The 14051-nt window shown below is 67.0% G+C and carries 10 protein-coding genes and 1 pseudogene; 3 read left to right on the top strand and 8 right to left on the bottom strand.

Features of this window, described 5'->3' with window-relative positions:
* Window positions 1-89: 89 nt before the first annotated feature.
* Window positions 90-797, bottom strand: coding sequence for a M10 family metallopeptidase C-terminal domain-containing protein (locus tag ACZJYS_RS04430; RefSeq protein WP_493176081.1), 708 nt, complete (start codon window positions 795-797; stop codon window positions 90-92).
* Window positions 798-929: 132 nt separating this feature from the next.
* A pseudogene (locus ACZJYS_RS04425) lies at window positions 930-1433 on the bottom strand (transposase); the annotation flags it as partial.
* Between the two features lie 365 nt (window positions 1434-1798).
* Between ACZJYS_RS04425 and ACZJYS_RS04420 the strand changes: the two are divergent.
* From ACZJYS_RS04420 to rsgA, 3 genes are all read left to right on the top strand, one after another.
* The gene (locus tag ACZJYS_RS04420; protein WP_493176079.1) at window positions 1799-3385 is read left to right on the top strand and encodes an ABC transporter substrate-binding protein; all 1587 of its coding nucleotides are present in this window, start codon (window positions 1799-1801) and stop codon (window positions 3383-3385) included.
* A 70-nt stretch (window positions 3386-3455) separates the two neighbouring features.
* Window positions 3456-4877, top strand: a complete 1422-nt coding sequence (locus ACZJYS_RS04415) for an amidase (protein ID WP_493176077.1) — start codon at window positions 3456-3458, stop codon at window positions 4875-4877.
* 729 nt (window positions 4878-5606) lie between these two features.
* A complete protein-coding gene (rsgA, locus tag ACZJYS_RS04410; RefSeq protein WP_493176075.1) occupies window positions 5607-6671 on the top strand; it encodes a ribosome small subunit-dependent GTPase A in 1065 nt (354 codons plus the stop codon).
* A gap of 126 nt (window positions 6672-6797) precedes the next feature.
* Here the strand turns inward: rsgA and ACZJYS_RS04405 are convergent, their stop codons facing one another.
* The 6 genes from ACZJYS_RS04405 to ACZJYS_RS04380 all read right to left on the bottom strand — a co-directional run bounded on the left by ACZJYS_RS04405 (window position 6798) and on the right by ACZJYS_RS04380 (window position 14045).
* Complete coding sequence (locus ACZJYS_RS04405; RefSeq protein WP_493176073.1) at window positions 6798-8048, bottom strand: methyltransferase; 1251 nt, start codon at window positions 8046-8048, stop codon at window positions 6798-6800.
* Window positions 8049-8348: 300 nt separating this feature from the next.
* Entirely contained in the window at window positions 8349-10028 is a 1680-nt protein-coding gene (locus tag ACZJYS_RS04400; protein WP_181378323.1) for a sensor histidine kinase, read from the bottom strand.
* A gap of 499 nt (window positions 10029-10527) precedes the next feature.
* Entirely contained in the window at window positions 10528-10947 is a 420-nt protein-coding gene (locus ACZJYS_RS04395; RefSeq protein ID WP_146202014.1) for a hypothetical protein, read from the bottom strand.
* 202 nt (window positions 10948-11149) lie between these two features.
* A complete protein-coding gene (locus tag ACZJYS_RS04390) occupies window positions 11150-11872 on the bottom strand; it encodes a TVP38/TMEM64 family protein (RefSeq protein WP_493176071.1) in 723 nt (240 codons plus the stop codon).
* On the bottom strand, window positions 11869-13329 hold the full coding sequence (locus tag ACZJYS_RS04385) for a dihydrolipoyl dehydrogenase family protein (RefSeq protein WP_493176070.1): 1461 nt from the start codon (window positions 13327-13329) through the stop codon (window positions 11869-11871). The genes ACZJYS_RS04390 and ACZJYS_RS04385 overlap by 4 nt, the downstream gene beginning before the upstream one ends.
* A gap of 53 nt (window positions 13330-13382) precedes the next feature.
* Entirely contained in the window at window positions 13383-14045 is a 663-nt protein-coding gene (locus tag ACZJYS_RS04380; protein ID WP_493176068.1) for an NrsF family protein, read from the bottom strand.
* Between the last annotated feature and the right edge of the window lie 6 nt (window positions 14046-14051).

The raw sequence follows: 14051 nt of genomic DNA, 5'->3' as shown, positions 1-14051 counted from the left end.
GGGCATTGTCACGTTGTCTGGTGATCAGGCCAGATAATCAGGAGGCGCAACTGATAGGCCTCATCAAAATCGGCGAACGGAAATCAGGTTCAAGCGAATATAATATCGCCCGCATGCAAGCCGCTCACGCCCTCGAGCAGGATCTCCCCCGTCTCATAGACGGCAAGGAAGCTCAGCAACAAGCCCTTGGCGGTCTGGTTGATGGTAAGGTCAGTCGATGAAATATTGTAGCCGCTGAGATCGACCTTGTCGGCCCCGGACTGGAAATCCCGGATAATGTCACGGCCGCCATTCGCATCCGAAGCGCCGGTGGCGCTGTACGTGTAGATGAAGACATCGCTGCCGGCACCACCTCGCAGAATGTCGGCGCCTTCGCCGCTCGAGATGATGTCGTTGCCGTCTCCTCCGTCAACGATGTCGTTCCCGCCTTCACCATGGAGAATGTCATGGCCGGTGCCGCCCAGGAGATGGTCGTTGCCGCCCCCACCGAAGATGCTGTCGTTGCCAGCGCCCCCATTCAGAACATCGCTGCCGTCGTATTCAGCATAGGCCGCGGTGGCACCGGCCGTCAGGCCATCGGCTCCATAACCGAAGATCGTGTCATTGCCAGCACCGGCTCGCACGATGTCCCTGCCATAGCCGGCATAGATTGTGTCGCTGCCAGAGCCGGAGTGGATCGTGTTGTTGCTCGAGGACGCCGAGTAGTCATCCAGACCGTTGCCGTAGATCGTGTAGTCTGCCGTACGCGTAGAGAGATTGATGATGTCAGCGTTTGCGGAACCGTAGAAGATCGGCATGGTCTGGTTTCTCTCGGCGAAGGAAGGGAAGCTCTATGACGATTTCTAGCCATAGAACCCCTTCGTCGGGTTGTTTAAATTGGCTAATGCGCACGCATAGGTAGTAAATACTCTGTGATACTCTAAAGACTGTCATGGACCTGCGGCCAATTGCGCGGCTTGCTTGAGGATGATGCAGGCGAAGGCGACGAGGTGGAGATCGGCAAGAGTGGTGGCATAGCGCTCGTAGTCCTTCACCAGCCGCCGAAAGCGGCTGGCCCAGGCAAACGGCCGCTCGACCACCCAGCGCCGCGGCAGAAGCACGAAGCCGCGCCTGGCCTCCGGCAGCTTCACCACCTCCAGCTCGATGCTGTGCACCCTGGCAGCCTCGGCAGCCCGCGCGCCGGTGTAGCCCTGATCGGCATAGGCCAGTTCGACGCTCTGCCCGGTGGAGGCCTGCACCGCCCGGGCCAGCCGCCCGACCTCAGCGCGGTCATCCGCGCTGGCGGGCGTGACATGGAGAGCCAACAGATGGCCCAGCGTGCCGACCGCCAGGTGCAGCTTGGAACCCTTCTTGCGTTTGGCTCCATCATAGCCCGCCCGCTCGCCGCTTTCCGGCAAGGAGCGTAGCGTGCGGCTGTTCAGGATGGCAGCGCTGGCTGCGCCTTTCGACCGGCCGCCAGGCGGGTGTCATAGCGGTTCTCGCGGTAGGCGGTGCCGTTGTGTGGCCGCAGGCAAAGGCGGCCCAGTCCAGCGCCACCAAGTGCCGCGCGTCGCTCTCCGCCATGGCGGCCACGAAGGCCTCCACGTTGGTGAAGCCCGCCGCTCTCGCACGAGAAGCGGTGCGCCTCGAACAGGATGGCCGGCCGGAGCCATCGGTCAGGAAGCCACCGAGGCCGCCGGTCTCGACCTCACAGTGCTGCCGACGAAGTACTTTTAGGAGCTGGCGCGGTTGCGCTGCATCTGCACGGCGGTAACCTCCTGTCAGCAGACACTCTGCTCCACAATTGGGAGGAAAACTCATGCATCGACGCTCGCTCCTACTGGCAACTGGAACAGCCGCGCTGTCGCTGACAATGCCAAAGGTCTCCCGGAGTGCTGCAGGCCGCACGCTGCGCCACGTTCCGCATGTAGACCTGGCTTTTCTTGATCCGCACTGGACCACGGCCAACATCACCCGAAACCATGGCTTCATGGTCTTCGACACGCTCTACGGACAAGACGAAAACTACGCCGCCGCCCCTCAAATGGTCGAAGGCCACGTTGTTGAGAATGACGGCAAGCTCTGGACGCTGCGTCTGCGGGAGGGGCTGCTCTGGCACGATGGAGAAAGAGTGCTTGCGCGGGACTGCGTCGCCAGCATCCGCCGCTGGGCACAGCGTGATGCCTTTGGCGGCGCCCTGATGCGGGCAACGGATGAGCTTTCTGCGCCTGATGACCGGACTATCCGCTTCCGTTTGAAGAAGCCTTTTCCGCTTCTTCCTGATGCACTGGGCAAGTCGCCCGTCTACATGCCGGCGATGATGCCAGAGCGCTTGGCCAAGACTGACGCCATGCAGCAGATCACCGAGATCGTCGGCAGCGGGCCCTTCCGCTACAAGGCGGATGAGCGGCTGCAGGGATCGCGCAACGTTTATGAGCGATTCGCGGGCTACAAGCCGCGAGAGAGCGGCACGCCGAGCGGCACGGCCGGTCCCAAGGTTGCCTATTTTGACCGCGTCGAATGGACCACGATCACCGATGCTTCCACCGCGGCCGCGGCGATGCAGTCGGGTGAGCAGGATTGGTGGGAGCACGCCAATCATGACCTCCTGCCCGTATTGCGGCGCAGCCGCTCGATCAAGGTCGAGGTGGTGGATCCGGCCGGCATCCTGTCGATGATGCGGCCCAACCACCTCCAGCCGCCCTTCGACAATCCAGAGATCCGCCGCATCGTCATGCGCGCGATCGACCAGGAATCCTACATGCAGGCGATCGTCGGAGACGATCCTTCGATGTACCACACGCCCATCGGCGTCTTCTGCCCAGGCACTCCGATGGCGAGCGATGCCGGGCTGGAGCCGCTGCGCGGCCCCCGCAACTACGACAAGGTCAAAGCGGATCTCAAGGCGGCAGGCTATGCGGGCGAGAAAGTCGTGCTGCTTGTGCCCAGCGATTACGCCGTCATCAAGCCGCTCGGCGACGTGGCGGCGGACATGTTCAGCAAGATCGGCATGAACGTGGAATACGTATCGACCGACTGGGGCACGCTGCTGCAGCGGCGCACCAACAAGGGCCCTGTGGAGCAGGGCGGCTGGAACTGCTTCGTGACGAACTGGAATGGCACGGACTGGATGACGCCGGCCACACATATTGCCATGCGCGGAACCGGCGAGGCCGGCTATGCCGGCTGGTCCACGAGCTCGCGGACGGAGGAGCTCTACGAAGCTTGGTACGAGGCGCCCGACGATGCTGCACGGGCCAGGATCTGCCAGGATATTCAGCGCCAGTGCATGACAGACGTGCCCTTCTACCCTCTCGGGCAGATGCGGCAGCCGAGCGCGTGGCGCAATAACATCACTGGGGTCCTTGGCGGCTTTGCCAAGTTCTGGAACGTCCGTCCGGCCTGAGCCGCCGTACGGGAGAGGCCGCGCGGGAGATCTCGCGCGGCAGAAGGCGAAGGCCAGGAGGGTGGTGGAGTTGGACGAGATCTGCTTTCTGTCAGCCACGGCGCTGGGTCAGCGTTACGCGGCAGGCAATCTGTCGCCGGTGGAGGTTGCCGAGCGGCATCTGGCACGTCTTGAGGTGCTGGAGCCGGCGCTGAACGCCTTCCAGGCGGTGGACCGGGAGGGTGCCCTCCACGCAGCGCAGGAGGCCGCCCAGCGTTGGCGGCAGCGGGCGACCCGCGGCCCTCTGGATGGCGTGCCCGTCACGATCAAAGACAATGTGGACATGAAGGGATGGCCGACGCGTAACGGGTCGACCACCTCCTCGGCCATCCCGGCAGCCGAAGATGCGCCCGTGGTTGCGCGCCTGCGAGAGGCCGGGGCGGTGATCCTCGGAAAAACGACCACGCCGGAGTTTGCCTGGAAAGGCATCACGGACAGTCGGCTCAAGGGCTTCACACGCAATCCATGGGCGCTCGACCGCTCCAGCGGCGGCTCTTCCGGCGGGGCGGCGGCGGCCTTGGCTGCCGGCATTGGCACCATCGCCCACGGCAACGATGCCGGTGGGTCCATTCGCATTCCCGCCAGCTTCTGCGGCCTCTTCGGCTTCAAGCCTAGCTTTGGGCGGGTGCCGCATCACCCGGCCGAGGGCATTTTTGCGACATTGAATGCGGGCGGGCCGCTCACGCGCAACGTCGCCGATGCGGCACTTGCTCTGCAAGTCATGGCACGGACGGACCGTCGCGACTGGTACGCCCTGCCGGAGCCGCCGGAGCACTGGCTGACTGCGCTGCGCCCGAGGCTGCAGGGCCTGCGCCTGGCCTATGCACCAAACCTCGGCGGGGTAGAGCCCGACCGGGACGTGCGCGCCTGCCTGGAGCAGGCCATGGCCTGTCTGCGCGAGGCGGGTGCTCATATCGAAGATGTCGGGCCGGTGATCCAGCCACTGCAGCCTGTCTTTGAGGATTTCTGGATCGCAGGCTTCGCGCATCTGCTGCGAGGCGTGCCGCGGGAACGCTGGGACGAGCTTGACCCTGAGTTCCGCCGGATTGCCGAACGGGGCCTCGACTTGAGCGCCGAGCGGCTGCTCGCCGGCGAAGCGGCACGCGCACGGCTCCATCGGTGCTTTGCAGCGCTGCATGAGAACCACGACCTGCTGCTGACTCCAACGGCGCCACATGTCGCGCCGCCGGTCGAGACTGTGTATCACTCCCCGGCCTATGATCGCTGGCGCGACGGCGTGGCCTACACCTTGCCCTTCAACCTGACCGGGCAGCCTGCCGCGTCCATTCCCTGTGGCGTGTCGAGAGCGGGCTTGCCTGTTGGCCTGCAGGTGGTAGGGCCCAGATATGGCGAGAGGCTGGTGTTGGAGAGTTGCCTGGCGGCCGAGGCTCTGCTGCAGCAGCCGGTGCCGCATCCACACTTGCTGGCGAATTTGGAGGGGCTTGGCTGCTGAAGCCCATTCACAGTGCCTTTTTTTTGTTGAAGCGTTATGGTGGGCTGGAGCGCTGGGACGGCATCTGGGATCTGGTTACGAGGTCATCGATGCGTGGGATGACGAAGCCGGCGGTACGGGTCACGCGTGAAGCGCTGGCTGTCGGGCGGCGAAGCTTGCCGGCCTATGGCAGCCGGACCTCCCGGCATCGGGCGCAGCATCATTGCCCTGAACCGGCGGAACACTGGACGGCGCTGGCCGAGAACGCCCTGCCGGCGTGCTCTCCGCCAGCACTTCCCTCGCCCCATCTACAACCAGCGCTGGCGCATCGCGAGCGGCTTCAGCCAGCACAAGCGCCGCCTCGGCTCCGCCCTGACCGCGCGCGGCCATCAGGCTCAGCGGCGTGAACTCGTCCTGCGCGTCCCCACCCACAACCTCATGATCCTCAGAGGTTGGTCAGGAAGATTCCAACAGAGCAAGAGGCACTGTCAGGCTGCCGGCAGGAAAAAGCTGCCTGTCCCCTGCCCGGGTTAGGGTCACCAATGGTCGTGCTCAGGTGGCCGGCGGGGCTATTGTCGGGCGGGACAGCGCCAATCCCTGAGCAAGACCTGGCAGCGGGCCATTGGCGGCGCAATGCACCGCTACCCGCGCGGTGCTGGGCCAACAGCCTTGCAACCTGCCAAAGCCCAAATTGATCGGCTCGCCATCCTGTCGGTGCTAGGATGCCCACTTCACGTGAGAGTGCCGCCTTTGATCGAACAGTACGGCTGGTCCGACGCGCTGCAACTGGATTTCGAGCCGCATGCGCGCGCCGGTCACCTCCCCGGGCGTATCATCGTCCAGCAGCGCGAAGCGCATCTGGTGGTCACGGATGGCGGCAACCTGAGCGCCAGGCTATCCGGCCGCCTGCGCCACGAGGCTCGGGAGGCAGGTCATCCGGCCGCCGGCGACTGGGTGGCGCTGTCGGCAAAGGCTGGCGAGGGCAAGGCCACCATCCATGCCGTCCTGCCTCGCCGCACGGCCTTTGTGCGCCGGGCGGCCGACAGCGTGCAGACGCTGCAGGTCATCGCCGCCAATATCGACGTCGTCTTCGTTGTCACCTCGATGAACGCCGACCTCAATCCGCGCCGGCTTGAGCGCTTCCTCGCCGCTGCCTGGCAGAGCGGTGCGCGGCCGGTGGTGGTGCTGACCAAGGCCGATCTGTGCGAGCAGCCCGAAAGCCAGGCCGCCGAGATAGCCGCCCTGGCGGCAGGCTGCCCGGTGCTTGTCGTCTCGGCGCGGCAAGAGCGGGGCCTGGACGCTTTGATGGAACACATCTCGCCGGGCGAGACCTGTGTGTTGATCGGCTCGTCGGGCGTCGGCAAATCCACTCTGGTGAACGCCCTGCTGGGTGAGGAGCGGATGGCGACCCAGGAAATCCGCGCCGCCGATGCCCGGGGGCGCCACACCACCAGCCACCGGCAGCTCATCCTGCTCCCCGGTGGAGGGCTGATCCTCGACACGCCCGGCATACGTGAAGTGGGCCTGGTGGACGCGGATGAAGGTCTCAGCACGGTCTTCGACGACATAGAACAGCTTGCCCGGAATTGCCGGTTCCGCGACTGCGGGCACAGCAGCGAACCAGGCTGCGCGGTGCGCGGGGCGCTGGAGGAAGGCCGTCTCGACGCCGGCCGCTGGGCGCATTTCCAGAAGCTGAGCCAGGAGCTGGCAGCCTTGGGGGTAAAGAAGGACCGGATGGCGCAGGAGGTCGAACGCCGCCGTCAGGCCATGCTGCAGAGAGTGTACCGGTCCGCGAAGAAAGACCTGCGCTCGTAGGCCCTGTCGGCGGCCAGGGCACCGGGGTCCGGGCGCATTGCGCAAGGAAACCGGCTTTGCCCGACCGCGCCGCTCGCTCCATACACGCCCGGGCCATCCTGTGCCGCAGCGACGCGCCCGCTGCTATCAGGGTTTCGCCGCGCCCAGGCGCCAGAGCGAGGTCGTCTCCTGAAGCCGCGCCGCGTGCAGCGGGTCGCTGGCGTCGAAGGCCTTGCCATGGCGCGGCCGGGTGTCGAGCCGATCGATGACCACCAGGCCGGCCGCCTCGATCATGCCCAGCAACTGGTCGCGGCTGCGCAGGCCCAGATGTTCCGCAAGGTCGGACAGGATCAGCCAGCCTTCTCCGCCCGGCAACAGATGCGCCGCCAATCCGCCCAGGAAGCCGCGCAGCATGCGGCTGTCCGGGTCATACACCGCCTGCTCAAGGGTCGAGGACGCCTTGCCGGGCAGCCAGGGCGGATTGCACACCGCCAGGGCGGCGCGCCCCGGCGGGAACAGGTCGGCCTCCTGGACCGCCACCTGCCCTGAGAGGCCCAGCCGCTCGATATTGGCGCGGGCACAGGCCAGGGCGCGTGGCGACAGGTCGGAGGCGATGACCATCGGCATGCCGCGCCGGGCCAGAATGGCGGCCAGCACGCCGGTGCCGGTGCCGATATCGAAGGCGGTCCCGCCCATCGGCAATGGTGCGCGTGCGACCAGATCGAGGTATTCGCCGCGGATCGGTGAGAACACGCCGAAATCCGGGTGAATCGTCTCGCCTGCCAGAGCCGGGACCGGCACGCCGTTGCGGTGCCATTCATAGGCACCCACCATGCCCTGCAGTTCGCGCAGCGATACGATGGCGTTGCCTTCCGGCAGGTCGAGCGCATGGCGCAGGGCCGCGCGCACATCCGGCGCGCGCCGCAGGGGAATCGCCTGGGCGGCATCGAGCGGGATCAGCACCATGCCCAGGGTGCGCGCCCGGCGCGCCTGGCCCTGCCGGTAGCGGTTGAAGCGCTCGCGCATGGGCATGTCATCGGGCAGGCGGCTGCGTTCCGTCTGCTTGTTGAGGCGGCGCGTCATCGCCTGGAGCAGCTGCCGGGCGTTCTGAAAATCGCCGCCCCACAGCAGCCCGACGCTCTCGGAGGCCAGACGGAAGGCATCGTCGGCGCGGATCGTGTCATCGACGGCGACGACGCGGCGGGGAGGGAGAGCGCCCGCCCCGGACAGCCAGGCCGCGTCATGAGCGGCGGTGCCTGCGGTCCATTCCAGGCGGGGAACACTCATGCGCACTGCGACGCGCGCACGGCGCACAAGGAGACAAAGAGGGGCATCAGCGGCATCTCTTACGTGGAAAATCGAATCTAACGCGGTCCGCCCGACGCCACAGCGGACCATGGCTCTGAACCGGGCGGCTTCTCCCGTGGCGGGGAGCGAGGTCGAAGCAGGATGGGATAGGTTACGAGCCATAAGGCGAGAGGGGGACACCGTCTACTGGTGCCGAAAGCCCGCTTTCAGGCATCCTCGACCTAAGGTTGTTGCCGGAAAGGGGCGCATAGCTGTCTATCGCGGCAAATGCTAGCCGGTAGCCTGACGGGCACCCGGCTCAAGGGGTCAGATCCTCGCCGCCGCCACCCAGTATGGAATCGCTCTAAAATTACATAGCTTGTCCGGCATGCTTTGCGCTGCTGAGACACTTCACAGCTCGTGCTTGGTTTCTCGGGGCGAGAAGCGGATTACTGCCCGCAAGCCGCTTGCGGCGAAGTCCAGGGTAACCCTTGCTCCTGGTCCAAGGTCGTGCAGCAGGGCACGTTCAAGGAGCCGGGTTCCGAAGCCTCGTCTTGTAGGCGGTCCGCAAACAAGCGGCCCACCCGTCTCCGTCCATTCGATTTCCCCACTCAGGCCGGCCGGAGCGGCACAGCACCTGACTTCGACGCGACCTCCGGGCACGGATAGGGCACCATGCTTGACAGCATTCACGGCCAACTCATGCAAAGCCATGGCGAGCGCCTGAGCCTGGCCTGGTGCCGTCCGCGGTATCGGAAGGTCGCAGGGGCAACTCACCACGAGGCGCGGCTCAGCTGCCGCCTCGTCCGCAGCGAGCCAGGGAGCCAAGCCGGCCGTCACGACGGCGCCCAGCGCGGCACCTTCCCACGAGAAGGCCGTCAGCAGGTCATGTGCCCGCGCCAGAGCCTGCAGGCGCGAGGTGAAAGCCTCGGTGAAGCGCGCAGGGTCTGCACCGGCATCGCTGCGCGCGGTCTGGAAAGCGAGCGACTGCACGGTTGCGAGAGCATTCTTGGCACGGTGGTCCAACTCGGCGACGACGAGCCGCAAGCGGCGCTCGCTGTCCACCAGGGCGGCGGTCGCCGCACGGCGGCGGCGAGCCTCGTCGAGATGCGCGAGCGCCAGCGCATCGGCTTCCGGCAGGCCCAGGCCGGCTGGCGCCGGACCAGGATCGTTGTCGTCCGGTGCGGCGGTGCGGCGGAGAAGGTCCCGAATCGGCTGCAGGACGCCGCGAGCGATCCAGTGGGTGTAGGCGAGCCCCAGAGTGAGCAGCGCCAGCCCCACGAAGAGTGATGTCACAGCGGCCCGCCGCGCCGGTCGTGCAAGGTCTGCCACCGGAACCGCGACCGCAACGCCCCAGCCCAGCTCGGGTACCCGGCTGAAAGAGGTCAGCGTGCGGGCTCCCTCCGGAGACGAGGATTCGGCGATCACCTCCGTATTGCCTGACAACCAGGCCTTCCGCATGTCGGGCGCCACTGGGCTCCCAATATAGCGCTCGGAAGACGGCACGCTGGCAACGACGATGCCGGCCCGATCAAAGATCGCGATGGTCCATCCAGGATCAGGAAGCTGTCGTCGAACCAGGGGCTCGAAGGCATCGAGCGTGGGGTTCAGCGCGAGCACCAAGACGACCCGCCCATCCGCGTCCCGCACCGGCACTTCGACAGCCACGAGGGGCCGGCGCAGCACAATTCCGAAGTAGATGTCCGAGACAGACGGGCGACCGGTGGCAAAGACCTGGCGCTGGTTTTCCAGGTACTGTCGCACCGGTAAGGGCGCGCCGGGCGCCAGAGCCGTATTGAGTACCTGCTGCCCGTTCTCGCGCAGAAGCAGGATGTTGGAGCCTGGCGCCTGCTGAGCGACCACGGCTTCAGCCTGCGCACGAAAGGTGGTCAGATCCCCGTCCACGAGCGAGCGCGACAGAGCAAGGACCTGGAGCACAGCAATGCGGGCGCGGATCTCACCCTCGACGGACAGCGCCAAGCCGCGTGCAAGGTCGAGCGCCTGCTGGGAGGCGCGCGCACGGTCGTCTCGATAGCGGTCATAGATGCTGACGAGGTTGAAGGCGAGCAGCGGAAAGACACCCGCAATCACAAGACATATCAGTCGCGTTCGCAGCGTTAGCCGACGCATACCCGCCACCGAAATATTTGCATAACTTGGGGTTCACCTTACGGACGCCCGTACAACGTCCGGCGCCTCCCTTTAATGTCGTACCTTCCCGTTCAAATTGTTCTCACTTTTTAATGAAAAGAGTAACTGGCAATTTTTGATGCAAGAGGCTCATATCGATTTCTGGTGCCGCACATGACATGCAAGTTTGCGATATTTGCATCCGGCAGGAGATTCTTCGCAGAGCTGACCAGCCGCAGTTTAAAGACGCGGGCACAAAGCGTTAGCTGGCTCCATTAGTGCCGTCACGAGATGCTATGCCACGTTCTGGAAAACGTGGCGACCGGGGTGGCCATTCAGACGAGTATGGCCGCGCTGATCATTGTGCCTGATAAGCAGTGAGCAGATCCCATTATGGCCTGTTGAGGACCCTGCCGTGCTGACACACGCCGATGGAGAAACGCCGACAGTTGGCGCTGCTTCAGCGGCAGCTTTCTCCTTGGCGACGGAAATCCAGCACTCGGTCGTCGCGAACTTCGAACGTGACAATACACGGAGCCGCCTCATAGCCAGAACCACCAAGCGGAATGCCAATCCCAATCCCAGTGCCGATACCGCCACCACGTCCGTAACGACCACCGCCGAAGCTTCCTGCACCAAGGCCGAAGCTGAAACCTGAGGATGCAGGAACAGCCTTGCTGCCAAAGTCATACTCCAGGAAGCGCCGGCCCTCTGTCTCATAGACACGCTGGGGCACGCCCAGCCCCTCAACCAGGCGCACTTCCGGTTGGCCAACATAGGTGGACATAGTCTGGTCGAACCCCGCAGGACCGTGGCCTGCGCAGGAAGCCAGGAGCGTTAGACCAAGGAAAAGGATGCTACGGGCGAGGAGCTGTCGCATGATCCTGGATCCTCCGGTCAGCGGAGCAACGTGTGACCACCACAGGCGGTTGCCAGGGGTTATCGCGTGAGATTTGAGCGACTGCACTTCTATTTGTCCTGTTGGCCTTAAACCGGAAAACCGGCCCGGTCCTTGCGGGAGTTTTCCGGCTTATGGCCAATCCTCCCCAACGGATCGCGCCTTGCCGGGTTGACGATGCCTCTCAGCTCTGTCCACGCGACAGTCGTGCCTTCAGCGGGATGCCCAGCAGCGACAGCGCGGCCAGGCCCAGCAGCGCACCCACCACGCGCGGCGTCAGCACGCCGGAGAGCTCTGGCGTGCCGCCTGCGGCCAGCACCTCGCCGAGCCCAGCGCCAGCGAGGCTGAACACCGCCGTGCCGGGCAGGATGCCCAGCAGCGTCGTAGCCACGAAGACCGGCAGCCTGACGCCCACGAAGGCCGGCACCAGGTTGACCAGGAAGAAGGGAAAGACCGGCGCCAGCCGCAGCATCAGCAGGTAGGAGGCGGCATTGCCGCGCATGTTCTCGCCCAGTTGCCGCGCCCGCTCACCCAGCCGGTCCAGAGCGTTGGCGCCGAACAGGCGCCGCGCCATCAGGAACAGCAGCGTGGCGCCCGCTGTGGCGCCCACCAACGTCAGCGCCGTTCCGGCCACGGCGCCGAACAGGAAGCCGCCCGCCAGGGTCAGCACCGTGGCACCGGGCAGCGACAAGGCCGCGACGCCGACATAGACCGCGAGGTAGCCCAGCGCCGCCAGCACAGCGTGCTCCGCCACCAGCCGCGCCAGCGCCTCCTGATGCCGCGACAGGGTATCGAGGGAGAACACCTCGCCCAAGCCGCTGAAGCGCAGGGCCAGGAAGGCGGCGACGAGGCCGAGGCCGATCCACAGCCGGCGGTTGCCCAGCAGCCGCGCCGCGCGGCCGCTCACGGCAGCCACCGCTGCACCAGCCCGACAAGGCGCCGCGCCCGCTCGCCGTAGAGCCGCGGCGTGTAGTGGCCGCCTGCCGCGCGCTTCGAGATCTCGCCCATGGTCGGGTAGGGCGGCAGCGAGGCGGCGATGGCGCCGATGCCGAGGCGCTTCTGGATCGCCAGCCCCCAGAGCGCAATCATCTCGCCCGCCCGCGGCGCCACGATGGTAACGCCGAGCACGCGGCCGCGCCGCCCCAGCACAGCCTTGATGATGCCCTCCGTCGTCCGCTCCGCCTGGGCGCGGTCGTTGCCGGCGAGCGGCTCGGCGAGCACCGTCACGGCGTGACCGGCATCGCGCGCGGCGGCCTCGGTCAGGCCGACATGGGCCAGTTCCGGGTCGGCATAGGTGACCCAGGGCAGGGCGGCGTAGTCTACCCTGGCCGGCAGGCCGAACAGCGCACGGCGGATGACGATGCCCGCGTGGTAGCCCGCGACATGAGTGAACTGTGGCCCGCCCGCTACGTCGCCGATGGCGAAGACGCGGCGGTTGCCGGTGCGCAGCCCCGCATCTACCCTGATGCCGCGCTCATGCGTGGCGATGCCTGCCGTCTCCAGCCCCAGCCCTGCGGTGTTGGCGCGACGTCCGGCGGCGACCAGCAGGTGGGTGGCCTGCACCGCCCCCGCGCCCTCCAGCCACAGCCGCACGCCGCCCGCGTGGTGCTCCACCGATGTGGCCCGCGCGTGCTCCAGCAGCGCGACCCCCTCCCGCCGCAGCGCGGCGCGCAGGATGGCCACGGCCTCCGGCTCGTCCCTCGGCAGGATGGTGCCATGCTGCACCAGCGTCACCGCGCTGCCGAGGCGGCGGAACGCCACCGCCATCTCCACTCCGATCGGCCCGCCGCCGAGGATGGCGAGGTGGCTGGGAATCTCGGCGAGGCCGAAGATGGTCTCGTTGGTCAGCACCGGCCCATCGGTCAGGCCGGGGATGGGAGGCATGGCGGCGGAGGAGCCGGTGGCCACCACAAAGCGCCGTGCCCTTACGCGGGTGCCGCCCGCCTCCACCTCGTCAGGCCCGGTGAAGCGGCCAGCGGCGCGCAGCACGGTGACGCCGAGCCCCTCGAACCGCTTCACCGAGTCATGCGGCGCGATGGCAGCGATCACGCCATGCACATGCGCGTGCAGGCGGGCGGCATCCACCACCGGCTCGTGCGGTCGTATCCCGAAGCGGCCAGCCTCGCGCATGGCCTGCGCCGCATGGGCGGCAGCGAGCAGCGACTTGGAGGGCACGCAGCCGGTGTTGAGGCAGTCGCCGCCCATCAGGTTTGGCTCCACCAGCACCACGGCGGCGCCCATCTGCGCCGCGCCCGCCGCGACGGACAGCCCGGCCGAGCCGGCGCCCAGCACGCAAAGATCTGTCTGCAGCACGCCGCCTCGGCTCTCCGGGCGGCGGCCGCGGCTGGCCTGGGGATCATCCATGGTGGTTCTTCCGTGCTGGTCCGCCTGCCTCTTCGGTGCCGCCGGCGCGCGGGTTACAGGCGCGGCGCGGCGGCGCCCAGGCGGCGCAGCAGCCACGGCCCGCAGTTCCACGCCACGGCGGTGACGCAGAGCACCGCGACCCCGTGCCAGGCCAACACCATCAGCGCGGTGTCGAGGTGGTGGACGCAGCTCAGCCCCACGCTGGCCAGCGCGGCGGCGGACAGGCCGCCCAGCGCCACAACGGGTCCCGGCCGCAGCGCAGCCGCGTGGCGCGCCATGAAGGCGATGCCGGCCGTGAGCGGCAGGCCAAGCGCGGTGATGAAGCCGAAGCAGGCGAAGCTGGCGCCGAGCCGCAGGGCCGCCGGCCCGATCCGCGCGAGGTCCGCCAGGCACCCCCAGCCCATGCCCGTCAGCCACAGCAGGACGGCCGGCAGCGGCAGCAGCCCCCAGCGCCCGTCGCGATCGGGTAGGGCGAGTTGGAAGGCCGAGAAGCCCGCCAGCAGCCCGGTGGCCACCGCCGCCAGCAGCGGCAGGGCGCGGTCGGGCGCGGCAAGGTGTGCCATTAGGTCCTCGCGCGGGCCCATGAGCAGCACCGCCGTGCCCACCACGCAGGCAGCCAGCGCGACCCAGGCCGCGGTGAGAGCCAGCGGGCCGGGCAGGCGCCGCACCGGCCGCAAATCCCTTGCCAGTCTGGAGATCAGCTCCTCGCTGCGCATCGCTCG

The sequence above is a fragment of the Roseomonas sp. TS2 genome (genome assembly GCF_058833935.1).
This window is presented reverse-complemented; position numbering and strand designations above follow the sequence as displayed.

What these genes read in the sequence shown, in the direction of transcription:
- ACZJYS_RS04420 (WP_493176079.1), top strand. Translation starts at nt 1,799, where the DNA reads ATGCATCGACGCTCGCTCCTACTGGCAACTGGAACAGCCGCGCTGTCG.
- ACZJYS_RS04380 (WP_493176068.1), bottom strand. Translation starts at nt 14,045, where the DNA reads ATGCGCAGCGAGGAGCTGATCTCCAGACTGGCAAGGGATTTGCGGCCG.
- ACZJYS_RS04430 (WP_493176081.1), bottom strand. Translation starts at nt 797, where the DNA reads ATGCCGATCTTCTACGGTTCCGCAAACGCTGACATCATCAATCTCTCT.
- ACZJYS_RS04385 (WP_493176070.1), bottom strand. Translation starts at nt 13,329, where the DNA reads ATGGATGATCCCCAGGCCAGCCGCGGCCGCCGCCCGGAGAGCCGAGGC.
- ACZJYS_RS04405 (WP_493176073.1), bottom strand. Translation starts at nt 8,048, where the DNA reads ATGGTCCGCTGTGGCGTCGGGCGGACCGCGTTAGATTCGATTTTCCAC.
- ACZJYS_RS04395 (WP_146202014.1), bottom strand. Translation starts at nt 10,947, where the DNA reads ATGCGACAGCTCCTCGCCCGTAGCATCCTTTTCCTTGGTCTAACGCTC.